Annotated in this window: 28 protein-coding genes, 1 pseudogene and 1 riboswitch; of the genes and pseudogenes, 23 read left to right on the forward strand and 6 right to left on the reverse strand. The window is 52.5% G+C overall.

Annotated features, from left to right (window positions below; all coding sequences use genetic code 11):
- Positions 1-55 precede the first annotated feature (55 nt).
- The 10 genes from NP77_RS19515 (at position 56) to NP77_RS19555 (ending at position 9,409) form a co-directional block, all read left to right on the forward strand.
- Entirely contained in the window at positions 56-1,465 is a 1,410-nt protein-coding gene (locus NP77_RS19515; protein WP_039661362.1) for a phenylacetate--CoA ligase family protein, read from the forward strand.
- Positions 1,462-1,962 carry an aminotransferase class IV gene (locus NP77_RS23895; protein ID WP_231572347.1) on the forward strand — a complete coding sequence of 167 codons (501 nt, stop codon included), beginning with the start codon at positions 1,462-1,464 and terminating at the stop codon, positions 1,960-1,962. Before NP77_RS19515 ends, NP77_RS23895 begins: the two co-directional genes overlap by 4 nt.
- On the forward strand, positions 1,922-2,434 hold the full coding sequence (locus tag NP77_RS23900) for an aminotransferase class IV (RefSeq protein ID WP_231572348.1): 513 nt from the start codon (positions 1,922-1,924) through the stop codon (positions 2,432-2,434). Before NP77_RS23895 ends, NP77_RS23900 begins: the two co-directional genes overlap by 41 nt.
- A 21-nt stretch (positions 2,435-2,455) precedes the next feature.
- Positions 2,456-3,043 carry a bacilysin biosynthesis protein BacA gene (locus NP77_RS19525; RefSeq protein ID WP_039661363.1) on the forward strand — a complete coding sequence of 196 codons (588 nt, stop codon included), beginning with the start codon at positions 2,456-2,458 and terminating at the stop codon, positions 3,041-3,043.
- 3 nt (positions 3,044-3,046) lie between these two features.
- Positions 3,047-3,592 carry a carboxymuconolactone decarboxylase family protein gene (locus tag NP77_RS19530; RefSeq protein WP_003851618.1) on the forward strand — a complete coding sequence of 182 codons (546 nt, stop codon included), beginning with the start codon at positions 3,047-3,049 and terminating at the stop codon, positions 3,590-3,592.
- 15 nt (positions 3,593-3,607) lie between these two features.
- Positions 3,608-4,579, forward strand: coding sequence for an ornithine cyclodeaminase family protein (locus NP77_RS19535; protein ID WP_003851617.1), 972 nt, complete (start codon positions 3,608-3,610; stop codon positions 4,577-4,579).
- Positions 4,580-4,610: 31 nt separating this feature from the next.
- A complete protein-coding gene (locus NP77_RS19540) occupies positions 4,611-5,237 on the forward strand; it encodes a LysE family translocator (protein WP_003851614.1) in 627 nt (208 codons plus the stop codon).
- A gap of 643 nt (positions 5,238-5,880) precedes the next feature.
- Entirely contained in the window at positions 5,881-7,221 is a 1,341-nt protein-coding gene (locus NP77_RS19545) for an MFS transporter (protein WP_003851611.1), read from the forward strand.
- Between the two features lie 371 nt (positions 7,222-7,592).
- Positions 7,593-8,762 (forward strand): S9 family peptidase, encoded by a 1,170-nt coding sequence (locus NP77_RS19550; RefSeq protein ID WP_039661364.1) that lies wholly within the window; start codon positions 7,593-7,595, stop codon positions 8,760-8,762.
- Between the two features lie 203 nt (positions 8,763-8,965).
- Positions 8,966-9,409 carry a GNAT family N-acetyltransferase gene (locus NP77_RS19555; RefSeq protein WP_003851605.1) on the forward strand — a complete coding sequence of 148 codons (444 nt, stop codon included), beginning with the start codon at positions 8,966-8,968 and terminating at the stop codon, positions 9,407-9,409.
- Between the two features lie 60 nt (positions 9,410-9,469).
- Here the strand turns inward: NP77_RS19555 and NP77_RS19560 are convergent, their stop codons facing one another.
- From NP77_RS19560 to NP77_RS19570, 3 genes are all read right to left on the reverse strand, one after another.
- Positions 9,470-9,817 carry a cupin domain-containing protein gene (locus NP77_RS19560; RefSeq protein WP_039661365.1) on the reverse strand — a complete coding sequence of 116 codons (348 nt, stop codon included), beginning with the start codon at positions 9,815-9,817 and terminating at the stop codon, positions 9,470-9,472.
- Between the two features lie 89 nt (positions 9,818-9,906).
- The gene (locus NP77_RS19565; protein ID WP_008924763.1) at positions 9,907-10,857 is read right to left on the reverse strand and encodes a hydroxyacid dehydrogenase; all 951 of its coding nucleotides are present in this window, start codon (positions 10,855-10,857) and stop codon (positions 9,907-9,909) included.
- Positions 10,857-11,549 carry an RraA family protein gene (locus tag NP77_RS19570; protein WP_008924762.1) on the reverse strand — a complete coding sequence of 231 codons (693 nt, stop codon included), beginning with the start codon at positions 11,547-11,549 and terminating at the stop codon, positions 10,857-10,859. The genes NP77_RS19565 and NP77_RS19570 overlap by 1 nt, the downstream gene beginning before the upstream one ends.
- Before the next feature lie 173 nt (positions 11,550-11,722).
- Here NP77_RS19570 and NP77_RS19575 point away from each other — a divergent pair, with 173 nt between their 5' ends.
- From NP77_RS19575 to NP77_RS23740, 4 genes are all read left to right on the forward strand, one after another.
- Positions 11,723-12,433 carry an IclR family transcriptional regulator gene (locus tag NP77_RS19575; protein WP_008924761.1) on the forward strand — a complete coding sequence of 237 codons (711 nt, stop codon included), beginning with the start codon at positions 11,723-11,725 and terminating at the stop codon, positions 12,431-12,433.
- A gap of 281 nt (positions 12,434-12,714) precedes the next feature.
- Complete coding sequence (locus tag NP77_RS19580) at positions 12,715-13,695, forward strand: DUF1852 domain-containing protein (RefSeq protein WP_003851596.1); 981 nt, start codon at positions 12,715-12,717, stop codon at positions 13,693-13,695.
- Positions 13,696-13,722: 27 nt separating this feature from the next.
- Positions 13,723-14,754: a methionine synthase gene (locus NP77_RS19585; RefSeq protein ID WP_039661366.1), complete on the forward strand. Its 1,032-nt coding sequence runs from the start codon at positions 13,723-13,725 to the stop codon at positions 14,752-14,754.
- 270 nt (positions 14,755-15,024) lie between these two features.
- Positions 15,025-15,162, forward strand: a complete 138-nt coding sequence (locus NP77_RS23740; protein WP_197066375.1) for a hypothetical protein — start codon at positions 15,025-15,027, stop codon at positions 15,160-15,162.
- A gap of 86 nt (positions 15,163-15,248) precedes the next feature.
- On the opposite strand, the gene NP77_RS19590 is transcribed toward NP77_RS23740, so the two are convergent.
- The gene (locus tag NP77_RS19590; RefSeq protein WP_039661367.1) at positions 15,249-15,827 is read right to left on the reverse strand and encodes an XRE family transcriptional regulator; all 579 of its coding nucleotides are present in this window, start codon (positions 15,825-15,827) and stop codon (positions 15,249-15,251) included.
- 63 nt (positions 15,828-15,890) lie between these two features.
- Between NP77_RS19590 and NP77_RS19595 the strand changes: the two are divergent.
- The 3 genes and pseudogenes from NP77_RS19595 to NP77_RS19605 all read left to right on the forward strand — a co-directional run bounded on the left by NP77_RS19595 (position 15,891) and on the right by NP77_RS19605 (position 17,686).
- A pseudogene (locus NP77_RS19595) lies at positions 15,891-16,398 on the forward strand (N-acetyltransferase family protein).
- Positions 16,399-16,535: 137 nt separating this feature from the next.
- Entirely contained in the window at positions 16,536-17,168 is a 633-nt protein-coding gene (locus NP77_RS19600; RefSeq protein WP_039661368.1) for a LysE family translocator, read from the forward strand.
- Positions 17,169-17,257: 89 nt separating this feature from the next.
- Positions 17,258-17,686, forward strand: a complete 429-nt coding sequence (locus NP77_RS19605; protein WP_039661369.1) for a GFA family protein — start codon at positions 17,258-17,260, stop codon at positions 17,684-17,686.
- Between the two features lie 15 nt (positions 17,687-17,701).
- Here NP77_RS19605 and NP77_RS23555 read toward each other — a convergent pair whose 3' ends face one another.
- Complete coding sequence (locus NP77_RS23555; protein ID WP_039661812.1) at positions 17,702-18,250, reverse strand: ATPase AAA; 549 nt, start codon at positions 18,248-18,250, stop codon at positions 17,702-17,704.
- 214 nt (positions 18,251-18,464) lie between these two features.
- On the opposite strand from NP77_RS23555, the gene NP77_RS19615 reads away from it, so the two are divergent.
- The 6 genes from NP77_RS19615 to NP77_RS19640 all read left to right on the forward strand — a co-directional run bounded on the left by NP77_RS19615 (position 18,465) and on the right by NP77_RS19640 (position 23,168).
- Positions 18,465-19,583 (forward strand): alkene reductase, encoded by a 1,119-nt coding sequence (locus NP77_RS19615; protein WP_039661370.1) that lies wholly within the window; start codon positions 18,465-18,467, stop codon positions 19,581-19,583.
- A 16-nt stretch (positions 19,584-19,599) separates the two neighbouring features.
- On the forward strand, positions 19,600-19,914 hold the full coding sequence (locus NP77_RS19620; RefSeq protein ID WP_008924754.1) for a helix-turn-helix transcriptional regulator: 315 nt from the start codon (positions 19,600-19,602) through the stop codon (positions 19,912-19,914).
- 141 nt (positions 19,915-20,055) lie between these two features.
- Positions 20,056-20,175, forward strand: a riboswitch (TPP riboswitch).
- A 131-nt stretch (positions 20,176-20,306) separates the two neighbouring features.
- Complete coding sequence (locus tag NP77_RS19625) at positions 20,307-21,251, forward strand: FAD-dependent oxidoreductase (protein ID WP_039661371.1); 945 nt, start codon at positions 20,307-20,309, stop codon at positions 21,249-21,251.
- Complete coding sequence (gene thiS, locus NP77_RS19630) at positions 21,235-21,432, forward strand: sulfur carrier protein ThiS (protein WP_003851578.1); 198 nt, start codon at positions 21,235-21,237, stop codon at positions 21,430-21,432. Before NP77_RS19625 ends, thiS begins: the two co-directional genes overlap by 17 nt.
- Positions 21,433-21,434: 2 nt before the next feature.
- Positions 21,435-22,190, forward strand: a complete 756-nt coding sequence (locus NP77_RS19635; protein ID WP_003851577.1) for a thiazole synthase — start codon at positions 21,435-21,437, stop codon at positions 22,188-22,190.
- A 9-nt stretch (positions 22,191-22,199) separates the two neighbouring features.
- Positions 22,200-23,168, forward strand: coding sequence for a HesA/MoeB/ThiF family protein (locus NP77_RS19640; RefSeq protein WP_039661372.1), 969 nt, complete (start codon positions 22,200-22,202; stop codon positions 23,166-23,168).
- 9 nt (positions 23,169-23,177) lie between these two features.
- Here NP77_RS19640 and NP77_RS19645 read toward each other — a convergent pair whose 3' ends face one another.
- Positions 23,178-23,591, reverse strand: coding sequence for an ASCH domain-containing protein (locus NP77_RS19645; protein ID WP_039661373.1), 414 nt, complete (start codon positions 23,589-23,591; stop codon positions 23,178-23,180).
- Between the last annotated feature and the right edge of the window lie 54 nt (positions 23,592-23,645).

Here is a 23,645-nt window from a genome sequence, read left to right on the forward strand (position 1 = left end):
CACCCTGCATGCCTGCCTGTTTTTATTTTAATTTATCCTGACTAAGGAAGAGAAGATGTACGCTATTTTTAAAGAACGAGTCATCGCGCAGGCGAAGGAGGTTTATTATCTGCATAGCGCCTTCCATGCGGGTAATATCAGCCTGAATGAGCTTGGTCTTCATCAGAATAATAAACTGCGAGAAGTGGTGAAATATGTTGCAGAGCATTCACCCTTTTATCGCGAACATTTTAAAGGTTTAACCTCTTCCGATATTGAATCATTAACTACCGCTGGTCTCACGTCTCTTCCGTTCACGACTAAAGATGATCTGAGAATGCAAGGCGCAGCGCTGGCATCTGCCCCCCTTCATCAGAGCTGGATTTATTACGAAACGACAGGCACAACGGGGAAGCCGACGCCGTGCCCGCGTAATGAAACCGATTCGGTGCATAATAATACGCCTCTGATTATTCATTACCGTAATATCTTTGAGCAAATTGCGCCCCATCATGTGGTGGGCGTCATGGGGCCAACAGAACTTCATTCGACCGGGGATACCTTCGAGGATGTATTCCGCAGTCTTGGTTACAGCGTCGTCAAAATGTGGCCGCGTTCGCCCGTCGTGGGAATGAAGCGGGTAATGGCATTAATTAATGAACTGCAGATAACCGCACTGGTCTGTACGCCCGCCGTGGCGATTGCTGTAGCGCGTTTCATTAAAGATTCGGGCGGGGACCCATCGGCAACCAGCGTGAAGCTGATTCTTACCGTGGGTGAATTGACCACGCCACCTCTGTTAAGAAACATAGGTGAGATCTGGGGGGCAAAAGTCTATAGCTGTATGTATGCCTCACAGGAGTCTTCTATTCTTGCCGTGTGCGCACAGGATAGTCACCTCTACACCGTCCCGCTGAACAACTACTACGAGATTATCAACCCTTTCAGTGGCGCAGCCTGTGACATCACCACGGGACAGGGGGTAGGTGAGTTAGTCATCACGCATCTCTATAAGGGCCAGAAACCGCTAATCCGTTACCGTACCGGTGACATGGTACGGTCAACCTTGATGCCGGATGGCAGCCAGAGAATTGTGCCGATTGGTCGTGTTCGCGATGTCCTGACGCTCAACGGGCAGGCTTACTGTGCCTGGGACCTTGAAGCCGCGCTTCTTGAAAAACTGGAAGGCTGTCTGGATTACGCTATCCAGATTGACAACCGCGAAGGGAGAGATGTGCTCAACATCACGGTGGAGATGTTTAACCGGCAAGCCGATGTTTCTTCGTTACTCAGCAACGTCAAACGGCATATTGAACAGAACATTGCCGGTGTCAGCATTCACCTGATTGATGGCGAAACCAGTCGCGTAACCGGCACCTCTGCAATGGTGAGCTGGAAAGCGGCACGTATTCATGACCTGCGTCCGGCGGCAGATAACAGCGATCGTGACGCGGCACTTGCGCTGATTAATCGGGGATTTGAATGATGACAATCAGTGACGCTGATAAACGTGATGAAACCCGGTCACCTCACCATCTATGGAGCTACCTCAACGGCGAGTTTATTACCGCCGATAGCGCGCTGTTACCGGTTACCACCCAGGCCTTCAATTATGGCACCGCTGTGTTCGAAGGTATTCGTGGTTACGCGCATCATGCTGATAACACCGTTAATGTGTTCCGTCTGGACGATCATATTAACCGGCTGATTCAGTCAGCCTTATTACTGCTGATTGATGATCTACCCGAACCTCAGGCGTTAAAGGCGTTAACGCTGGCGCTTCTGAAAAAAAATGATGTCGAAGACGACTGCTATATCCGACCGATAGCATATAAACGTCATCTTTTACCTGGCACCGGATTTGGCGTAAAGCTCTCCGGCGTCAGTAGCGGGCTTTCGGTTAATAGTCTGAATATGCGCGCCTATATAAAGCAGGGGGGGGGTGAAGTGTACGGTTTCAGGCTGGCGTCGCATTGCCGATAATTCTATTCCCGCGCGGGCTAAAATTACCGGCAGCTACGTCAATTCGGCTCTGGCAATGGAGGCGGCTCATCGTGGCGGATATGATGACGCCATAATGCTTAACCACCACGGTTACGTTGCCGAAGCGACCACATCCAACGTGTTTATTGTGAAAAACAGGACGCTCATTACTCCGCCGGTTACCGCTCATATTCTGGAGGGTATTACCCGCAGCACCGTCATTGAACTGGCTACAACCTGCCTTGATCTGCGTGTCGAGCAACGGGATATATTGCCTTCAGAACTCCTGACGGCGGACGAATGTTTTTTAACAGGCACGGGCGTCGAAATATCGCCTGTCATTCAGATCGACCATCGCAAGCTGAATAGCATGGATGAGAAAAGTATTTCCCTGTCTGTTAAAGGTCTGTATGAAAAGTTAGTCCGCGGTCAGTTAACTGCCTTTAATCACTGGCTGACTCCTGTCTGTTAATTCATTAATTTAGGTGAAAAGATGCGCCATCATTTTATGGATATGGGCTTAACGCATGTTGTGAATTATCCCATTCATACTTTAGGCCCTTCAGGAACAAGCAGCGAATATGCCTCACAATTTTTCCATCGCTGGATGGGTGATCATTATTCTGACAGCTCTCATACGATTCATCTTGATGACTCCTATGAACTGGCAAGAAAAAATATTGATGAAGAGAACGGGTTATTAATTGTCGCCAATGCGTACCCTAAAATTAACGATTTTTATATGGACACCCGTCTGAAACTCTTAGCAACATTCCTTTATGACACGCCTCTTTATGTGCTGGTTGCTAACAGGGTTTTACCGGACAGGCCTTTGACGGCTGCCTCTCATCCGGCGCCTGTTCCATTGATTGCCGAATTACTCCCGGCCGGATTACGTATTGCAAAGATTGTTGAGATGTCTTCTACCAGCGCGGCAGCACAGGCGGTGGCCTGCGGTGAAGTGGATATTGCGTTAACAACAGAAATTGCCGCCAGACTGCATAACCTTAATTTTATTTCGCGCACCCGCCCGATACATATGCTCTGGTCTGTTTTCGCCTCAACGATTCGTAAAGGATAAAAAATGACAATGTTTAAAATGCACACACTTGAAAGTGCACCCGCTGCCAGCCGCCCTTTGCTGCAAAGCTCCATTGACGGTTTCGGCTGGATTCCCTGGCAAAGTGCGTTCATGGCAGAGTCGCCCGCACTGCTCGCTTCTTACCAGTTCGCCCATGACGCCTTCTCTCAGTGCTCGCTGACAGAAGAGGAGCGGGCCGTTGTCTGGATCACCACAGGGCTGCTCAATCAGTGCGCCTATACGGTTCAGGCGCATAGCTGGATTGCGCAGCATAAAGGTGTATCGGCCGACATCCTGAGCAGGCTGACTGAGCAACCTGAAGCCCTGCCGGCGAAGCTGGCTGCGTTATACCACTTTACCCGCGACGTTGCTCTGGCTCAGGGTCAGATATCGCACAACGCGGTTAAGGCGCTTCTGGCTGCAGGGTACAGCCAGCAAAATGCGCTGGATGTGGTGCTTGGGGTCGCCCAGAAAACCATGTCAACGCTGCTTAACAGCATGGCAGATACCCAAATCGAACCGCATTTTCAGACCTTTTCGTCGCGATAACCACGGACATTCACCATGCAATTTATCCATCGTGAGCAGGTTGAGCAGATTTTATCGTCTGCGACATGCCTGCAGTTGAGCCGGGAGGCGTTTACCCTGATGAGCAGGGGCAAAGTTAAACAGACTTTGCGGAGTGTTATCGCTTCTGAGCAGGGTTCCCTGATGGGCACCATGCCCGCTTACATTGAGGATGGCCCCTATGCGGGATTCGGGCTCAAAACAGTCAGAGTCGATTTCAATCATCACAATCAGTCTACGTCCCATGAGGGGTGTATCCTGCTTTACGATGCCACTGATGAGGGCGATATCGTGCTGGTTGATGCCGCGTCTGTGACAGAATTACGCACAGCCGCCGCATCTGCACTGGCTACGGACCTGCTTGCTCACCAGAACGCAAGCCATCTGGCAATCCTGGGAACAGGGGTTCAGGCGCGAAAACATGTTCAGATGATCATGGCCGTTCGTGCAATCACGTATATCTCAGTCTGGGGAAGAAGCCGGGCTGGCGCGGCGCAGTTTGCAGCGTGGTGTCAGCACTATTCCGGGCTGCCCGTTACGGTTGCGGAAACGCCTGCTCAGGCCATCGCTCAGGCGGATATCATTTGTACGGTGACAGCGGCAAAAGCACCGTTTCTTCGCGCCAGCGATCTGCCTGCGCGCTGTCATATCAATGCCGTGGGGGCGTCTGCCCCCGGCTTTCAGGAAGTGGCGCCAGATATCTACACGGCGGTCAATCTGTATTTGGATTCCAGAGAGGCCGTCTGGAACGCCTCCTCCTGCCTACTTAAGGCAAAACAGCAAGGATTATTACTTCAGGACGCTTCAGGCACGGAAATAGGCACCCTGCTGACCTCAGGCGATCGTCCTGACCTCCCTGTGTCACAGAGAACGCTGTTTAAGTCCGTGGGGCTTGCCGTGCAGGATCTGGTTTTTGCCCGGGCTATCGTCGCCGGAAGCCGGTCCGCTATGAACAATACGCTGAAATAACTTTTCGTCCTCTCTTTCGACAGGAATCACTATGTCAGGAACTGCTCAGATACTCTCTTACATGGCTGCATTGGGACTCGCGGCCGCCATTCCGGGGCCGGGGATGACCGCATTAGTCGCCCGTAGCGTCAGTGGCGGTCTGATGACCGGCTTTACGATGCTGGCTGGCCTCATTCTTGGGGATTTGATCTATTTATCGATTGCCGTCTTTGGTCTGGCGGTAATCGCGCACAACTACACATCCATTTTTACGCTGATTAACTGGGCTGCTTCACTCTATTTATGCGTGCTGGCATGGCAGTTCTGGTGCCACCAGCCGCAGGCGATAAACATCAATCAGAAAGCGACAAAACGGGAACTGGCATCGGCGTGGTTTTCCGGGCTGACGATTACGCTGGGCAATCCGAAGACCATCGCTTTCTATATGGCGATATTACCTCTGGTGATCTCGCTGGATAATGTCTCGTTGCAGATGTGGGGGGGAATGCTGGTGCCACTAACCGTATTTGTCCTGCTCTGTATTGGCGCAGTTTTCATTCTGGCGGCGCTCAGAATACGCCACCTCCTCACCAGCGAAAAAGCGCAACGACGCCTTTTCCGATCGGCCGGTTTCATTATGATGCTGGCCGCGGCAGGCATGGTCATTAAGACGCTGTAAAATCCGGTGGCTCCGCCTGCCGGCAGGGGCGGACTGGCACGTCTGTCCGGGATTGGCGGCAGTTGCGAACCCGACGGTCAGCGGCAGGGGCGGTAAGACGTGCGGCTGACCTGTCGCCTTGATATCAGCTTGATCGCTTAACGCCACGCCGGTGGCCGTCAGGCTGCAGGGGGGCTAGGCTGCACAGCCTGAATGCTGCGGGAAACGGACAGCAGCTTGCGGCTGCGGGATAACACATAGTTAACGCTGCACGGTTTCTCTGGCCGCTGCCAGCGCAGCAGCTGGAGGGTGATAAGCCCCGCAGCAGTTCACCGACTCACCCTCATGGAAGTTAACCGTCCTCCGCAGGCCTGCGTTACTTAACCTCTGCTTCCCTTTCGCGACGATCAGCGTCCCTCCTGACGATTACCGTTAATCAGCGCCAGAGATTCCCCGCTGCCTGCTCATTTACGGCATGCCCGTCACATAAACTAAAACTGCCTCATACTTTTCTGTGACAAATAACACAACCTGATTACATCTTCCGGCGGAGAAGATTTTTTATCGTGATAATAGTTTTACTGAGTACATTTATGTTGTACTGGGTACAACAAGGCGCTTTGCGCTTAGCGCGTTAAGTGATGAAAAAATTGTGAGGATCATCATGTCTGAAAAACAGCACATCACGACTTTCTCTGCCGATATTGAGCAGCAGACCGTTAAGAAGGTGGTCTGGCGCATTTTGCCCTTCCTGATTATTTGTTATCTGATTGCCATTATCGATCGCGGCAACATTGGTATGGCTTCGTTACAGATGAACGAAGATTTAGGACTGTCGAAAGCGGTATTTGGTTTTGCGAGCAGTCTGTTTTTCGTCGGTTACTTCCTGTTCGAGGTTCCCAGCAACCTCGCCATGCAGAAAATAGGCGCAAAAATCTGGATCTCCCGCATCATGGTGTCCTGGGGCATCATCTCGGTTTGTACCGCCTTTGTAGAGAGCGCCAATACCCTCTATGTACTGCGCTTTTTACTGGGGGCCGCGGAGGCAGGATTTTTCCCGGGCGTGATTCTGTATCTGACATACTGGATCCCCGGTAAGTACCGTGCCCGCGTGATTGCGACTTTCATGGTGGCTATTCCTGCAGCGAATTTTGTTGGATCGCCAATTTCTGGTCTGATTCTGTCACTGGATGGCTGGCTGGGCATGCGTGGCTGGCACTGGCTATTCATCCTGGAAGGCATTCCTGCGGTGATTCTGGGGATTGCGGCCTTCTTCGTATTAAGCAATCGTCCCACCAGTGCCAGCTGGTTAAATGAGGAACAAAAAGCGTGGCTGAACAGCACCCTTGAAGCTGAAAATGCGAAGAAGAAAGCCATTGGTCACATCTCTCTCTGGCAATTGCTGCGTCACAAACATATCTGGGTAATGGCGCTGATCTATGCAGGTGCGTCTGCGGCAGGCTCAACGCTAAGCGTCTGGTCTCCGCAACTGCTTAAATCGTTTGGTCTGGATAACCTGACCACCGGTTTGATCAATGCAATTCCATATGGTCTGGCATCGGTTCTTATGATTGTCTGGGGCAGAAGTTCTGACCGCAGCGGCGAGCGTCGCTGGCACACCGCGTTAACGCTGTTTCTGATTGCGGGTGGTTTGCTGTCCGCCTTCATCACCAATAGTCTGACCGGCAGCGTTGTCATCCTGTCGCTGGTTCTGATCGGCGCGTATTCGATGAAAGGGCCTTTCTGGGCACTGGCATCGGGGTGGATGTCATCCACTACCGCTGCTGCGGGCCTTGCTGCAATCGGCGCGGTGGCCAATCTGATTGGGGGAGGACTGATGGTTAACGTTTACGGCATTATTAATCAGGCGACCGGCAGTCATACTCTTGCCATGGTACCACTGGCTATCCTCTGCGGTGCTGGAGGTATCGCTGTGCTGGTCATGGGCCGTAAAAAAGAGTCGGCGATTAACGTTGAGAATAACGCTTCGCCAGTCGGCAAATAATCTCACCAGGCCAGCAGACATTAATCAAAATGTCTGCTGGTCACACCGCCCGGCTTTTTATCCTCGTAACTAACGCGCCGCTTGCTGCAGACACCTCAACCAGTGAGAACTGCCTGATAGCCTCAACGCTAAAGTGCATGATGAAACCAGCAACAGAATACTGCTGCACATCCTTCTGGCGGGTTTTAAAAAGTCTGAGAGAAGTGCACATGAACCTGCGCTGAAACGACGACAAAACGATCTGACACTCATCCTCGTCCAGAAAGAGATCAGTAACAATCTGACAAGAAAATTCCTTTCCTCATCTCTACTGACTTAAACAATCTCAGGCTAGTTTATCCAATTAAAATGGATATACGGAGCCGCTAAACGTGTTTACATCCTCTCTGAATCATTCAGCATGCGGGCTTATAGTTATATTGACGTTAGGGCTGGCAGTTTCCATACCCAATGCGAACGCGGTTAACGCTGAAGAAAACCAGCAGATTAACGGTCTTGTCAGAGAGCCACTCATGCTACCTGTGACTTTACCAGAGGGTAAGCCAGCACTCCTGGAAGCTTTCGTGACGCGACCCGCCGGAGATAAACGCTGGCCTGTTGCCCTTATCACCCACGGCACGGCGGAGACGGCTGAGTTCGATCGGCTGGAAATGAACCCGAACTGGATGTCAGGAATGGCACTGGCATTCGCCCGGCACGGCTATGCGGCGGTGGTCGTTATGCGTGAAGGTTACGGGTATTCAAGCGGCGGTGCTGAATATACCGGCAGTACCTGTGTTGAGCCGCGGCATGATCTTGCCGGAAAACGGGATGCTGACGACCTGCTGGGAGCGCTCAACGCTATCAGGCATGAGCCCTGGGCATCCCATCATTCAGCCATTCTCGCCGGGATGTCAGCGGGGGGTTTTGGCGTCCTGGCTACGGGGGCCCGCCAGCCAAAAGGGGTTCAGGCAATCATCAACTTTGACGGCGGGCGGGGTGCCGGAAAGGGTGGGTCGTTGTGTGACAGAGCCGGGTTACTTAAAAGCTTTGCTTCCATGGGCGCCACTTCGCGCATTCCTTCGCTTTGGCTCTATTCGCAAAACGACACATTATTCCCGCCTTTCACCGGCATCTCTTTTTTCCATTCTTATACTTCAGCAGGTGGTCTCGCCAGCTTTATCGTGATGCCACCTTATGATACTAACGGTCATACTTTTATAGAATCCGCACCTGAAGATTTCTGGTGGCATCCTGTCGCTGAATTTCTTCAGAAACAGCGGTTGGCATACAAGGCGATAGTGGCGACACGCATTGAAAGACTGCCTCTGCCGCAGACTCTCAATAGCGCCTCAGGAACCTTAGCATTCAGAAAATATGAATCTGCACAGCTTTATGAAAAAGCATTTGCTACCGATGTCAGAGGTGTTTGGGGGGTGTCTTACCGGGCGCGCACAACGAAAGATGCTGCTGCGAGGGCGCTTAGCAACTGTCAGATGTATGAGCATACCGCGAATGTGAAGTGCAGGATTTATGCTGTCAATAACACCCTCATGCCGTGATAAAATTAAATGGGTCAGTAACGTGATTCCTCGGGTGGAATGAACGTCTCTGCATATCGCGGATGTATTCTCATTGATCAGGTTTACAGGAAGGGTGTACGGCTTAATAAAGACACCTTCCCATGACCGGGATGTTTAATTGTTAAAAAGGAATAGGTGTGGAAGTAATTGCAGAACTGTGTCCTCCAGAGGAATGGGAATCAATGGTGAACATTTTTACTGAAATGGAAGAATACTATTACGGTAAAGGAATTATTCATGAGTCACTGTTGAAAAACTATCTTCATACTCAACTGTTCAGCACACTCTCTGGCACACAGGTCATCAGGGCGCGCTGTGGTACCCACATCGTTGGGCTGGCCTGCTGCACTATTCTTTATCCTTCTCCCCGGTATAGCGGTGAGTTTCACATCAAAGAACTTTTCGTCTCTCAACATGAGAGAGGCAAAGGGATTGGTAAATCACTCATGCAGTTTATGGCGCAACTTGCCCTTAAGCAGGCGTGTCTCAGCCTGAGCTGGAACGCAGAAAAATCCAACCATCGTGCAAACCGTTTTTATCAGTCACTCGGCGGAAAGATCAACGACAGTATCGTGAGTTATTCTCTGCAGGGTGACTCCCTGAGAACACTGGCTACTGAAGGTTAATCAGATCCTCACAACGCTGACCTGAAGAGAAGATAATCGGTAGCACGCTTTCATGAGTTGTCAGCCGTTTTCAGGGAGGTCAGCACGATCGCCACGGGTTGATGGATGCGAAATCACAAGAAATTCCACAGGAAACCCGCTGTCATTTCTGGCCTGATGCTTTGCTCCCGGCGGGATTTCGAGTCCTTGCTGAGCCTTGATGTCATGTTTCTCACCCTCTGACTCCATGGTAAGAACACCACTGAGTACAAAGAAAAATTGTCTTGAGACGGCGTGCCAGTGGCGTTTTTCAGACGTGCCTGGCGGCATCTTTTCATGAATCACCAGCATGTCCTGGCGATTTAACAGATACCAGCCGTCGCATTCTTCACCCCATACATAGTGCTCTGCGTTTTCCTTAGAAATCATCCTTATCGTCCTTTTAGCTGAATCTAATGAGTGCCTTCAGGATGAGATACAGCACTGAGTGAGTCATGTCTAATCTTTGACACTCAGAATTACGCTGCTGGACTTCCTTCCTTAAGCGTTACCGCCAGAACATCCAGAATGTTACGTGCTGCAACAGTGCCCATCTTCACGTAAGAGTTATCACTGACGCCGCCGATGTGTGGCGACAGAATTACGTTCTCAACATTCTGCCAGATATGTGGTGCCGTGAGGGGTTCTGAGTGGAAACTGTCCAGTGCGGCCCAGGCCACGGTGCCATTCTTCAGCGCCGCGCTCAGCGCGTCATCATCAATGAGTCCGCCGCGTGCGGTGTTCACCAGAATGGCGCCTTTTTTAAACAACGCCAGTTTCTCTGCGTTAATCATCTGGCGCGTCTGTTCGGTGAGCGGGCAGTGCAGCGAAATGACGTCAGACTGTTGCAGCAAATCGTCAAGTGAGGAGGACTCACACTCATCAGGGAAGGTTTTGGCAAAAGGATCATAGGCGAGAACCTTCATGCCAAAAGCCCGGCCAATGCGGGCAACGCGACCACCAATTGCGCCCAGCCCCACCAGTCCCAGTGTTCTGCCTTCCAGCTCAATGGACTTATGGGTGGATTTATCCCAGTATCCCTGACGCATACGCTGATCCAGCGTTATCACCGATTTGGCGCAGGCCAGAATCAGCGCCCAGGTATGCTCGGCCACGGCCGCTGCGTTGGCACCCGGCGCGGACTGGACACTGATATGGCGTTCTGCCGCTGCTTTTTGATCAATAACGTCAATACCGCTGCCATGTTTGGAAACCACCCGCAGGGCAGGTGCGGCGTCCATGATGCGGGCGTTGATTTTACCGTAGCGGACGATAATCCCCACCGGGTTGTGCTGCTGGCAGAGCTGGAATAGCGTGTCTTCGTCAGGTTGCTTGCCAGCATAAACGATGCGGAATTCAGTCAGCAGATTCAGCGCCTGCGGTGCCAGATCGTTGCCGGTCACCAGAATGACGGAAGATGATGTTGTCATCACAGTGTCTCCCCCTCGTGCAGCATGCCTGCGATTTGAAGCGATTTCTCTAACCAGGGTGCGCGCAGGTCGCCATCACGAATGGCTGCAATGCGGCCGGTCTCAAAATCCAGTTTTTTCTGTGCCAGTTCGAGCAGCACCGGAACGGCTTCACGCGGCAGAACCACCACGCCATCAATATCACCAATGACAAGATCGCCTGGCTGAATGGCTGCGCCCGCCACAGAAACAGGGAAGTTAACGCGTCCCGCAACAGATTTAGTCGGGCCGCAGGGATTCAAGCCTGCAGAGAAAACCGGGAATCCGTTTGCGCTCAGTGAATCGGCATCACGCACCGCACCATCAATAATGATTCCGGCGATACCAGACGCTTCAGCCTGAGTGGACATAATTTCCCCGATTAAGGCACAGCTGATATCGCCTTTGCCATCGACAACAATCACATCACCTGGCTGAGCAATTGCCAGTGCGGCGTGAATGGCGAGGTTATCGCCTGGCCTGACTTCAACGGTAATTGCCGGTCCGGCGACTTTCATCGTCGGGGAGACAGGTTTAACGCGACCATGCAGCGTTCCACGTCGTCCGGCAACATCAGCGAGTATCGCTGCCTGATACTGCGCAGCCTGTTTTACGAGCTCTGGCGCGACACGGATGATGTCGCGATTGATAAAGGTATTCTCTGCATTAGGCATAAATCATTCCTCGTTTGTTTTACCAGGTACAATCATGTTGTACAATATAAAACAACTATATCTATGTTAATTCCGATCGCACCAGTGTTAAGCGTTCATTTGTGATGTAAATACGATGTGAATCACAAATTGCGCGGTAAACTGCCTGCCGTCGCACACAGGAGGACGTACCGATGGGGAATGAAGGCGTAATTGCCGTAGAAAAAGCGCTGGCGCTGCTGGATTGTTTCAAACCTGGCGAGGAGTCGCTGACGCTTACCGCCCTGGCGCAGCTGTCGGGCTACCATAAAACGACGGTTTATCGCCTGATGAACTCACTTGAGCGCATGAACTATGTGATTCGCCGCGACAATGGCGTTTACACTCTGGGGCCCAGACTGCTTTATCTGGGCAAGCTCTATGAGCAGTCCTTCCATCTGGCGAGTATTGTTCAGCCTGAACTGCATGCACTGGCGACCGCGACGGGCGAAAGTGCCTCATGGTATGTGATGGAAAATGAGCAACGACTCTGCCTTTTCAGAGCCGAGCCGTCGGAAGGATTACGCGAAACGCGTCTGCCGGGCACCTTTCTGCCGCTGGATAATTCTGCTATCGGACAGGTGCTTCGCTACTGGGGTCTGAATGAACCTCTGTTTGACACTGCGCCTATGCTTCCCCTGTTCACGTCAGGTATACGCGATCCGCATATCGCGGCGTTCTCAGTACCGGTGTTTGGCGAAGGTGACAAACTGATTGCGGCGCTGGCACTGACCGGGCCCGCATCACGCCTGACGCAGACAACGTGTGACGGAGGATTGGGTAAACTGATGAAAGAGGTGGCCAGCAGGCTTTCGATTAAATCAGGCGCGCACAAAGTGATGTGCGATAACTTTTATAAAATTTAGCGGTCAGCTTAACCCGCCTGCAGCGAGGCTTTTATACACGGATTTAACCTACCGGCGTTAAAAGCCTCGCTCTTGTCATGAAAAAATCCCCACTTCCCCACCTCAACATGAATTTCCTTCATGTTCGTTGAAATTTAATCACTTTTTTTCAACCCGGCGTTGAGGCATAAAGTAAGAATTGTTAATAACTTTGAGTCATATGAATGCTTGTAAAGGGATAGCAACGCTGGATAAACCCTTAAAACAACCATTCATCTCAGCGACCAGGATACCCGATAGCGATGAACAATTTAGCCTTTACCCTCAAGCGCATTCGTTTCGACGAAAACTATAATCCTTCGAAAAATACGCGGGCGACGACTAACTTCGCTAATTTAGCGCGCGGCGAAAAACGTCAGGAAAATCTGCACAACGCCCTGGCGATGATCGACAATCGTTTTAACGCGCTGGCGCACTGGGACAATCCTAAAAGCGATCGCTATTCTGTTGAACTTGAGATTATTTCTGCTGAGCTGAATCTTCGCCCGGAAAGTTCCGACGAGCTGTTCCCGGCGATTGAAATTCTTAAAACGCACATCGTGGATCATCAAACCGGTCAGCGCATTGAAGGGATTGTCGGCAATAACTTCTCATCCTATGTGCGTGATTATGATTTCAGTGTCGTGCTTGCAGAGCACAATAAAGGCCAGTCAGAGTTCAGTCTGCCGGATGATTTTGGTCAGCTGCACGGCAATATTTTTAAAAGCTTTGTCAACTCAGCGGCCTATAAAGAGAGCTTCAGTAAATCGCCGGTTATCTGCCTGAGCGTGTCGAGCAAAAACACCTACGTGCGCACCGGTAACCATCATCCGGTACTGGGCATCGAATATCAGCAGGATGCGCCTTCCCTGACTGACGTTTACTTCGGAAAAATGGGTCTGAAAGTGCGCTTCTTCATGCCGCAGGGCAGTGTTGCGCCGCTGGCCTTCTACTTCCATGGCGACCTGCTCAGCGATTACACCAATCTTGAGCTGATCAGCACCATCAGTACGATGGAAACGTTCCAGAAAATCTATCGCCCGGAAATTTATAACGCCAATTCTGCAGCCGGACAGTGCTATCAGCCCACGCTGCAGCATCAGGATTATTCATTAACCCGCATTGTTTACGATCGCGAAGAGCGCAGCCGACTGGCCGTCGAGCAGGGCAGGTTTACTGAGGCGCATTTCATCAAGCCTAATCAGACACTTCTCGCACAATGGTCTGCTGAATTCGTTCTTTGATTAATTAAAACCAGAAGGTCACCTGCTATGAAAACCTTATTACCGACATCCACCGCGGGCAGCCTGCCTAAACCTTCATGGATTGCGCAGCCAGAGGTGCTCTGGTCACCCTGGAAATTGCAGGATGATGAGTTAGTTGACGGCAAAAGAGATGCGCTGCGTCTGTGTCTGGACGATCAGGTTCGTGCCGGTATTGATATCGTCAGTGATGGCGAACAGACCCGTCAGCACTTCGTGACGACGTTTATTGAGCACCTCAGCGGTGTGGATTTTGAAAAGCGCGAAGTGGTCCGCATCCGTAATCGTTACGACGCGAGCGTCCCGACCGTGGTGGGTGAAGTCTCACGTCAGAAGCCTGTGTTTGTCGAAGATGCGAAAATCCTGCGCAAACTGACCGATCGTCCTATCAAGTGGGCGTTGCCGGGGCCGATGACGATGATCGATACCCTGTATGACAATCACTACAAAAGTCGTGAAAAGCTGGCCTGGGAATTCGCAAAAATCCTGAGTCAGGAAGCCAAAGAGTTAGAAGCAGCAGGCGTGGATATCATTCAGTTTGATGAGCCTGCGTTTAACGTCTTCTTCGATGAGGTGAATGACTGGGGTATTGCTGCGTTAGAGCGTGCCATCGAAGGTCTGAAGTGCGAAACCGCCGTTCATATCTGTTATGGCTACGGCATTAAGGCGAATACCGACTGGAAGAAAACGCTGGGTACAGAGTGGCGTCAGTATGAAGAGGTATTCCCAAAACTTCAGCGTTCGGCTATCGATATCGTTTCACTGGAGTGTCAGAACTCGCGCGTTCCGATGGACCTGATCGAGCTGATTCGCGGTAAAAAAGTCATGGTCGGTGCTATCGACGTGGCAACCCATGAAATTGAGACACCTGAAGCAGTGGCAAACACGCTGCGCAAGGCGCTGCAGTTTGTGGATGCTGAAAATCTCTATCCTTCTACCAACTGCGGCATGATCCCGCTGCCGCGTCAGGTGGCCAATGGCAAACTGCATGCGTTGAGTGCCGGCGCAGAGATTGTCCGCAGAGAGATTCTGGGAAAATAAACTTTTCCTGAGCAGGCTCAGTCCGGCTGGCGATTCGCTAGTGAGAAACCAAAAGCCGGACTGAGTAGTATTCCCTGTGCTGGGAGTGGGTTTGCACAGGGATACGTGTCAGCATTAAAATTACGCTACTACCTATCTTCTGCACCTTCTCTTTTCCCGCCAGCCTCATCGTTAAAATATCTTCTTACCTTATCCCTTACTCATATCGTCATGTTATATCTGTTGTTAAAGCTGATATTGTCAGTCAATCATCAGGTAAAAGGATCGAAGATGAATACAATATTTGAGTGGCGCCATAACCATTATCTGATCAGTACCGACAAGAAAAAATCAGACCAAAAGGCTAACCGGGAGAACTATATCTGGACGATTACGCGGCCTGATATCTATGCCGGGAATAATCGTTAAATAACCACGGCTAAACAGCGATAATCCGTTCAGATACAGCGCGGTGTAAATACATCATCAAGCATGGATATCTGCCAATAAACGGATCAGACTGGCCGCAGGACGATCACAGCGTATCGACACGCCTTGCTGGTGCTATTTCTGAAGACACAATCAGCTGGATCGCCCAGTTCCAGACAGTCGCCAGACGCCATTTCATACGTGCTGGAGCCGGCTTCGAAGGTCAATGACCCTTCCAGTACCCATATAAGCTGACGTCTCGAAATATACGAGATAGCGGGCATCGGCACAGCGGTATTGGCCGGCAGTTCGACACTGACCAGATCGACCGGCATCTCACCCGGTGAAACGTGCCGACGCAAATAGCCGGTTTCAGGATCCTGCCATACCGGCTGATTTTCGTGCCTGACCAGCGTTCCTGTCTGAACTTCGGTCTGGGCCAGAAGCTGCGAGATGCTCATGTCAAAAGAGCCCGAAAGCCGCGCTAACAGCACTGCCGTCGGGCTGCTCTCTCCACGCTCAATTTTGTGGATCATCGCCCGTGATACACCGGAGTGACCTGCCAGGTCAGTCAGTGACCAGCCGCGCTTTTCTCTTTCCTCTTTAACCTTTAATCCGATCCGGATATTCAGGCTATCTTCTTTGCTGGACATTTCATCTAACATAATGGATAGCTATCATTGTGTACAATTCATCTACTTTAGTGAATGGGCAAAGGGGTGTCTACCATGATTATTCGTGCGGCTATTGAAAGTGATGCTGATGTGATTGCTGAGATTTATAACGATGCGGTGCTTAACACCACGGCTATCTGGAATGAAAGCAGGGTAGATGTCGCGAACCGCATCGCATGGATACACAGTCGTCAGCAGGCGGGTTTTCCTGTGATAGTCAACGGACAACGATGAAAGCGTGCTGGGATATGCCTCATTCGGTGACTGGCGGCCCTGGGATGGATATCGCCACACCGTTGAACATTCTGTTTACGTTCATAATCACGCGCGGGGACAAGGCATAGGTGATGCCCTGATGCGGACGTTAATTCAGCTTGCCTGTAAGAGCAAAAAGCACGTGATGGTGGCGGGCATTGAATCGGAAAATGTAGCGTCAATCACACTGCATAAAAAGCTGGGCTTCACGGAGGCGGGCACCATGAAAGAAGTCGGCAATAAATTCGGGCGCTGGCTGGATCTGACATTTATGCAGTTGCGTCTGGATGACCGCAAACATCCATGACTATCACTGCCTGAAAGTTAACGCGCGCATGTGATGGCGGACATCCTTTGGAGGCTGAACGACATCGTGTGAATGAATTGTAAATTCATACACCAGCCGATATAACAGACGAATAACCACGCATCACCGAGGCAATGATGGCGCTTTCACACGAGTTAGTCCTGATATTCACCACCTATCTTGTCGCCACGGCCAGTCCCGGGCCGAGCAATATGGCCATTATGGGCACGGCAATGAAAAAGGGCAGAGGTGCCGCACTGGCGCTGGCGGCGGGGGTCGTGAGTGGTTCAATGATCTGGGCGCTGCTGGCCGCCTGCGGTGTGCTGACCGTGCTGGCAACCTTCGCCCAGTTACTGATTGCGTTAAAAATCGGCGGTGGATTGTATCTGCTCTGGCTGGCGTTTAAAGCGGGCAAATCAGCATTACGCCGCACGGAAACCAGTGACTTTACCGCCAGTGATGAACGTGTTGCCTATGGCAGGCTTTTCCGGCAGGGAATACTGATGCATATCGGCAATCCCAAAGCGATTCTCACCTGGGTAGCCATTATGTCATTTGCACTGAAACCGGATGGGATGGCGTCAACGCTACCGATTATTATCTGCGGCTGTGCGGCCATTTGCATGTTTGTCTTCGGCGGATATGCTCTGCTGTTCTCAACTGCCGTCATGAGCGCCTTTTACCGTCGGATTCGTCGAGGACTCGATGCGCTGTTAGCCTGCTGCTTTGGTCTGGCAGGGTTAAAACTGATATTCAGCCGCAACTCGTGACCTTTAATGATGAGTGATAGAATTTTGCTTCTGGCTTAAAACCTGAAATGATCGGGTAATTTCAGAATCCCCACTTACAAGGCAAAAAAATGCAAGGCGCATGTCTCTGCGGAACCGTGACTTTTGAACTATCGATTACACCCAGGCACTTTTATCGGTGCCACTGTTCACTCTGCAGAAAGCAAAGCGGAACCGGCTACAATCTTGCAACGCTGGTGAATGAGACAGACTTTAGCTGGCTATCCGGTGAAAGCCAGATCGCTTCCTGGCGTAAACCGACCGGTTATCGCAACGATTTTTGTTCCAGCTGTGGTTCGACCGTACCTAACGCGCTGCGTGACAGGCCCTATATCTGGATCCCGGTGGGTTTACTCAATGAACCTGCCGATATGCAGTGCATCGGAGATTACTGTACCGATGACGCGATGCCCTGGGACACAACCCGTTCAGAGACAAATCATGCCGGGCCTGTTGAGTCGCTGAATGCGCTATTGGCGAGCTTAACGTTACTGGATTAATAACAGCAGCCATGGTCAGTTATTCGTAAACGTTAAGCCCCAAAATTCCAGACAGGCATTCACATCAGTTGAAGAATGCAGCAGAAGTTTAGGGAGCCTGACATCGTCATAAAGTTTCTTATGGCGCTTTCTGTTCTTTGGGGCAGTAAGGATAATATATTTCAGCATATTCAGGGTTATATGCTCTTTGCGTATTCCGAGACCGCCAACTCGCGGCGTGAATGAGTAGCATCTGCGAATATACCGAAACAGCGCCACTGGCACTTTTACATCCAGAAGAATGAATCCGGTGGCGCGCGCGAGACGTTCTTCAATACATTTTGTGTAATTTCCATCCATTACCCATTTTTCCTGACTCACCGCGGCAGCGTGCAAGCGGAGAAATTCAGCTGGTGCTCTGGGAATCCATTGGCTTCCCGGAAGATGGTGAAGTTGATCCAGATGAATGGCAGGTAATGCTGTTTTGTGGGAAATAGCGTCCGCTAAAGTCGATTTTCCGCTGTTCGACGGGCCCATAATACAAATGCGCGGTCCGAGCGCGTCTAAAGAAAGTAATGTGGTCACAATATTTTCCGGGATTATTCTGTCAGGAAAAAGATAAATGAGTACAGCTCTGATAGCCATCCGCATACCGCAATGATGAGATTCAACGGGTAAAAAGCGTGTAAAAACGCCACCAACGGTAAAGGTCCGGGAACAAAAAGCACAGATTACACATTTACAAATTTAAATGTGTAAATATAATGGCGCCTCTTCACACATCAGAGGACTTTTTGTTATGCCGTCACTTTTTACCCCCCTGAACCTGGACGATCTCAAACTTCGAAACCGCATTGTCCTGCCGCCGCTGACGCGTTGCCGCAGTGAACAGCCGGGCAATATTCCCGGCGATATGATGGTGGAATACTACCGTCAGCGTGCCGGTGCGGGACTGATGGTCACTGAAGGCACCCAGATTGAGCCTCGCGGGCAGGGCTATGCATGGACGCCGGGGATCCATAGCGACGCGCAAATCGCGGGCTGGAAAAAGGTTACAGAGGCGGTACATCAGGAAGGTGCCACCATTTTCTGCCAGCTCTGGCATGTTGGCCGCGTGTCACACAATGAACTTCAGCCAGGTAAACAGCCACCGGTAGCGCCTTCAGCCATCGCAGCCGATAACGTCCGGGTATTTATTGAAACCGGGCCAGGCGCGGGGATACTGACCGCACCCAGCGAGCCACGGGCACTGACCACAGAGGAAGTTAAAGAGATCGTTGCGCTTTACCGACAGGCAGCGGAGAACGCCAAAGCAGCCGGTTTCGACGGCGTGGAACTGCATTCCGCTAACGGCTATCTGATTAACCAGTTTATTTCAGAGCATACTAATCTGCGTACGGATGAATATGGTGGCTCAGCGGAGAATCGTCTGCGCTTCCTGCGTGAAGTCGTTGAGGCCGTCAGCTCGGTCTTTGGCAGCCATCGCGTGGGCGTCCGGTTTGCCCCTCTGTTTTCGAGTACTGACGAAGAGCGCGTTTATCTCGGTCTGGTTGAAAGCGATCCCCATGCCACCTACATCCGTGCCGCTAAACTGTTGAATGAACTTGAAGTCGGTTATCTCTCCATTGCCGAAGCGGACTGGGATAATAGCCCGGACATGCCTGAAAGTTTCCGCGTTGCGCTGCGGGAAACATTCCGCTCTCCGATCATCTATTCCGGTCGTTACACGGCTGAAAAAGCGCAGCATGTACTGGAAAAAGGCTGGGGCGATCTGTTTGGTTTTGGTCGTTCATTTATCGCTAATCCTGATTTGCCTGCACGCATTAAATCAGGTCATCCGCTGAATGAGGTCGACCACGCCTCTCTGTATGGCGGCACGGAGAAGGGTTATACTGACTATCCTGTTTTTCAATCCTGATACTCTGTGAGGCGGCATGTCCCCCGAAAATGCCCTGAAGTTACTGTCCAATCCAACCCGAGTGGCAGTGCTGAAGTGGCTTAAGCATCCTGAAGAAGCGTTTGCGGGCTATACCCAGCTCTATCCCTTCGATCAGTATGGCGTCTGTGCCAGCCTCATACAGGACAAGGCGGGCTTATCACAGCCCGCCACGTCGTTATGCCTGAAAGCACTTCACAGTGCCGGGCTGGTCGAAGCCAGCAAAGTGGGCAAATGGACCTATTATCGTCGTGCTGAACCGCGTATTCGTGAAATCACCGACGTGCTGACACAATCACTGCAGGCGCTGTAAGGCGACTGCAGTTTAAACACCCTCTCATTGCCTACTGCTAACGCATTGCATTTGACTCTGGCGCAAAACCTTGCCTGTCCCCTAAAATTCTTAGCAGCCATCCTGTGCGCGCTTGACGAAGCTGCCCGCTTCACTTACAACTAAACCCGTCAGGGGAGTCTCGCCAGAGAGACTGAGAGGCTAATAGCGCATCGCGCGGCTTAGCGACCCTTAGAACCTGACCCAGTTGATACTGGCGTAGGAAGACGGGTATCGCATCAGATACTTGCCGCAGGGGCGCATGCACGACGCCTCTGCCTTTTCCCTCCGTATCACGGGTCTTCGTTAACGTATAACGAGGCCAAAGTGAAATATCTCATCCAGAATCTCTCTCTTCCTCGCCGGTGGACATCATGAGCCGCTGGTCGGTGCTTGGCAGTGGCGTGGCCGGGCTGTGCGTCGCCACACTGCTGATGGAGCGGGGCGAAACCGTCGAAATCATTACGCAGCCTGACTGTCGTGCCGCCTCACACTGGGCGGGTGGCATGCTCGCGCCCTGGTGCGAAGCGGAAAGCGCGCCTCAGCAGGTGATCGATTGGGGCCAGCACGCTGCAGGCTGGTGGTCGCAACGTGTTGATGGCGTGGAACAGCAGGGTACGCTGGTGGTTGCGCCGCCGCGTGATAGCCGCGAATTGACGCGCTTCGCCAGCATGACGGAAAAACATGAGTGGGTCGTACCGGGTGATATCGAACCGGCGCTGGAAAATCGCTTTACCCGTGGTCTGTATTTTGCGGCGGAGGCGCATCTCGATCCCCGCCTGGCGTTGCAGCAACTGCGTGACAAATTACAACAGGCTGGCGTGCCCTTACACAGTGGTGAACCCACCGGCACCATCATTGACTGCCGTGGCATTCACGCCGCGGATCAGCAGCCCGCGCTGCGCGCCGTACGGGGTGAAATGCTGATCCTCCAGACGCATGACGTTCAGCTCTCCCGTCCTGTCCGGCTGCTGCATCCTCGCTTTCCCTGCTATCTGGTGCCCCGAGCAGAAGGGCACTTCATGCTGGGTGCCACCATGGTCGAAAGTCACGACAGCAGTCCGATTAGCGCCAGAGCCATGATGGAGTTGCTAAGCGCCGCTTACAGTCTGCATCCGGCGCTGGCTGAAGCGCGGATTGTGGAGAGCGGCACCGGCCTGCGCCCTGCCTATCCACAGAACCTGCCGGAGGTTCGTTTTGAGAATGGCCGTTTTTCGCTCAATGGGCTGTATCGCCATGGCTTTTTGCTGGCGCCGATCATGGCTGAAAACCTCATGCTGCAACTGACTCAGGAGATGACTCATGCGAGTTCAACTTAATGGACGCACGATTGAAACCGATGCAGGCACGCTGGCGGAACTGCTGCAGGAGCAGCAGATCGACCCGCGCTCCGTCGCCGCCGCGCTGAACGGTGAGTTTGTGCCGCGAAGCCGGTATGCCAGCCAGCAACTTGAGGCGGGTAATCAGCTGGAAATCCTGTCACCGATGCAGGGAGGTTAATGATGTTCTATCAATTTGCGCCGCAATCCCGCTTTCTTCTGGGTACTGCTGGCTATCCGTCTCCCGACATTCTGCAGCAGGCGATCGACGCCTCAGGTGCAGAAATCATTACTGTCAGCCTTCGACGGGAGGGCAGCGAAGGGGGTGCCTTCCGCACGCTACTGCAACAGCTCAACAAGCGCATTCTGCCGAATACAGCCGGTTGCCACACGGTAAAAGAAGCCGTGACAACGGCGCAAATGGCGCGTGAACTGTTCGACACGCCATGGATCAAACTGGAAGTGATCGGCCATGCTGACACGCTGCAACCCGATCCTTTTGCACTGGTTGAAGCCGCGCGCATCCTCTGTGCTGACGGTTTCCAGGTTTTTCCCTATACCACCGAAGATCTGATTGTCGGTGAAAAATTGCTGGAAGCGGGTTGCGAAGTGCTGATGCCCTGGGGCGCGCCAATTGGCTCCGGTCAGGGGCTGCGCAATATCGAAGGGCTGCGCACGATGCGTGCGTGGTTTAAAGATGTGCCGCTGATTATCGACGCAGGTATCGGCTCACCCGGTCAGGCGGCGCAGGCTATGGAGATGGGTTTCGACGGTGTGCTGCTCAACACAGCGGTGGCAAAAGCAGGCGATCCGGTGCGGATGGCCGGTGCGTTTGCTGCTGCGATTTATGGCGGACATCAGGGATTCCAGGCGGGCCTGATGGAGCAGCGTGATATGGCCTCTGCCTCTACGCCCATTTTTGGTCTGGCAGAGTTCTGAGGAGAGACAATGGCGCGTTATCAGCGACAGACCATGTTGCCTGAAATTGGCGAAGCGGGGCAGCAGCGGCTGGCCAGGGCAAGCGTGCTGGTGGTGGGCGCGGGCGGCCTCAGCGCCACCCTGCTGCCGTTACTGGCAGGTGCGGGCGTGGGATTTATTCGTCTTTACGATGGCGATCGTGTTGAACTGCACAATCTTCACCGGCAGACGTTGTTTGGTGTCGGCGATGTGGGCGAGCCTAAAGCACGCTGTGCGCAGCGTGCGCTGGCGCAGCGAAATCCTGACTGCCTTGTCGAGGCGCATTCACACCTGCTGAGCGCCAGTCAGCTACCGCAGGCGCTGGAGGGAATCGATCTGGTGGTGGATGCGGCGGATAACTTCGCCATTACTTATCAGCTTTCTGACGCCTGCTATCCGCGCGACCTGCCGCTGATCTGCGCCTCGGTGCTGGGGCGTAAAGGGTATGTCGGCGGATTCTGCGGCGGTGCGCCCGGCTATCGCGCAGTGTTCCCGCAGTTGCCCACAGCCTCGGGTAACTGCAATACCGCTGGCGTAATGGGACCTGCGGTGGCGACGCTGGGTGCAATGCAGGCACAGATGGCACTGAGTGTATTACTCAGGCTGATGCCATCGCCGCTTGGCTGCATGATCCAGTGTGACTTTGTGGACTGGCACATCAGGCAGTTTCGCTTCGATGATGCACCTGAGCCGGACACGCCTGGCACGCCTTTTATCGATCGTCTGATGCTCAGGGATGATGACTGCGTTGTGGAGTTGCGTAGTCTGGAGGAGGCGTCTGAAAGTGTGGCTGATAGGGTGTTACGGATTCTGCCGCAGCAGATAGCAGCCTGGCAGCCGCCATCCGATCAGCGCGTGGTGCTGGTGTGCGCCAGTGGCATGCGCGCCGCCCAGGCGGCGGATAACCTTGCCGCGCGGGGCGTTACGCGGCTGGCGCTGATGGCAGCGAATACGCTGTAGGAGGCGGGTTTAAATCACCTCGACCAGCTGGAACGTCTCGAAGATCAGCTCCATTTCGCTGTGGAAATAGCCTTCACGTTCGAAGTAGCGCTGATGTTCCTGTCGCCAGTAGTCGAGGCTGAGATCGCCTTCACCCTCCAGCATCGCCATCTCTGGCGTCACGCGGTCAAAGCGCGTCAGGAAAAGTCCGGTCGTGCGGATAACACACACCGGCTGCTTTTCGCCGTTCAGAACAATGCTGTAACCGCCCGGCTGAGGCATGGCATCCTGCTCCTGCCAGCTCCGCAATGAACCGCAGGTAGCCACCTTCTTTCCGGCAATAATCAGCGTTGCAAGCTCGCTGGCTAATTCCGGAGAATCACCAAATGCATCTGTAAATGCACCCGGATATTTGTCCTGTATCTGTTCAAGCGTCATTGTCATCTGCAAATCCTTAGTGAAATAAGCGCCTGACCAGCATAACTGCAGGCCAGCGGC

The organism is Pantoea sp. MBLJ3 (genome assembly GCF_000816655.1).
Lineage (GTDB): Bacteria > Pseudomonadota > Gammaproteobacteria > Enterobacterales > Enterobacteriaceae > Pantoea > Pantoea eucalypti.

Excerpts from the sequence above, each read along its gene's own strand:
- NP77_RS19515 (WP_039661362.1), top strand. The coding sequence starts at position 56 with ATGTACGCTATTTTTAAAGAACGAGTCATCGCGCAGGCGAAGGAGGTT.
- NP77_RS23895 (WP_231572347.1), top strand. The coding sequence starts at position 1,462 with ATGATGACAATCAGTGACGCTGATAAACGTGATGAAACCCGGTCACCT.
- NP77_RS19525 (WP_039661363.1), top strand. The coding sequence starts at position 2,456 with ATGCGCCATCATTTTATGGATATGGGCTTAACGCATGTTGTGAATTAT.
- NP77_RS19530 (WP_003851618.1), top strand. The coding sequence starts at position 3,047 with ATGACAATGTTTAAAATGCACACACTTGAAAGTGCACCCGCTGCCAGC.
- NP77_RS19535 (WP_003851617.1), top strand. The coding sequence starts at position 3,608 with ATGCAATTTATCCATCGTGAGCAGGTTGAGCAGATTTTATCGTCTGCG.
- NP77_RS19540 (WP_003851614.1), top strand. The coding sequence starts at position 4,611 with ATGTCAGGAACTGCTCAGATACTCTCTTACATGGCTGCATTGGGACTC.
- NP77_RS19545 (WP_003851611.1), top strand. The coding sequence starts at position 5,881 with ATGTCTGAAAAACAGCACATCACGACTTTCTCTGCCGATATTGAGCAG.
- NP77_RS19555 (WP_003851605.1), top strand. The coding sequence starts at position 8,966 with ATGGTGAACATTTTTACTGAAATGGAAGAATACTATTACGGTAAAGGA.
- NP77_RS19560 (WP_039661365.1), bottom strand. The coding sequence starts at position 9,817 with ATGATTTCTAAGGAAAACGCAGAGCACTATGTATGGGGTGAAGAATGC.
- NP77_RS19565 (WP_008924763.1), bottom strand. The coding sequence starts at position 10,857 with ATGACAACATCATCTTCCGTCATTCTGGTGACCGGCAACGATCTGGCA.
- NP77_RS19570 (WP_008924762.1), bottom strand. The coding sequence starts at position 11,549 with ATGCCTAATGCAGAGAATACCTTTATCAATCGCGACATCATCCGTGTC.
- NP77_RS19575 (WP_008924761.1), top strand. The coding sequence starts at position 11,723 with ATGGGGAATGAAGGCGTAATTGCCGTAGAAAAAGCGCTGGCGCTGCTG.
- NP77_RS19580 (WP_003851596.1), top strand. The coding sequence starts at position 12,715 with ATGAACAATTTAGCCTTTACCCTCAAGCGCATTCGTTTCGACGAAAAC.
- NP77_RS19585 (WP_039661366.1), top strand. The coding sequence starts at position 13,723 with ATGAAAACCTTATTACCGACATCCACCGCGGGCAGCCTGCCTAAACCT.
- NP77_RS23740 (WP_197066375.1), top strand. The coding sequence starts at position 15,025 with ATGAATACAATATTTGAGTGGCGCCATAACCATTATCTGATCAGTACC.
- NP77_RS19590 (WP_039661367.1), bottom strand. The coding sequence starts at position 15,827 with ATGTTAGATGAAATGTCCAGCAAAGAAGATAGCCTGAATATCCGGATC.
- NP77_RS19600 (WP_039661368.1), top strand. The coding sequence starts at position 16,536 with ATGGCGCTTTCACACGAGTTAGTCCTGATATTCACCACCTATCTTGTC.
- NP77_RS19605 (WP_039661369.1), top strand. The coding sequence starts at position 17,258 with ATGCAAGGCGCATGTCTCTGCGGAACCGTGACTTTTGAACTATCGATT.
- NP77_RS19615 (WP_039661370.1), top strand. The coding sequence starts at position 18,465 with ATGCCGTCACTTTTTACCCCCCTGAACCTGGACGATCTCAAACTTCGA.
- NP77_RS19620 (WP_008924754.1), top strand. The coding sequence starts at position 19,600 with ATGTCCCCCGAAAATGCCCTGAAGTTACTGTCCAATCCAACCCGAGTG.
- NP77_RS19625 (WP_039661371.1), top strand. The coding sequence starts at position 20,307 with ATGAGCCGCTGGTCGGTGCTTGGCAGTGGCGTGGCCGGGCTGTGCGTC.
- thiS (WP_003851578.1), top strand. The coding sequence starts at position 21,235 with ATGCGAGTTCAACTTAATGGACGCACGATTGAAACCGATGCAGGCACG.
- NP77_RS19635 (WP_003851577.1), top strand. The coding sequence starts at position 21,435 with ATGTTCTATCAATTTGCGCCGCAATCCCGCTTTCTTCTGGGTACTGCT.
- NP77_RS19640 (WP_039661372.1), top strand. The coding sequence starts at position 22,200 with ATGGCGCGTTATCAGCGACAGACCATGTTGCCTGAAATTGGCGAAGCG.
- NP77_RS19645 (WP_039661373.1), bottom strand. The coding sequence starts at position 23,591 with ATGACAATGACGCTTGAACAGATACAGGACAAATATCCGGGTGCATTT.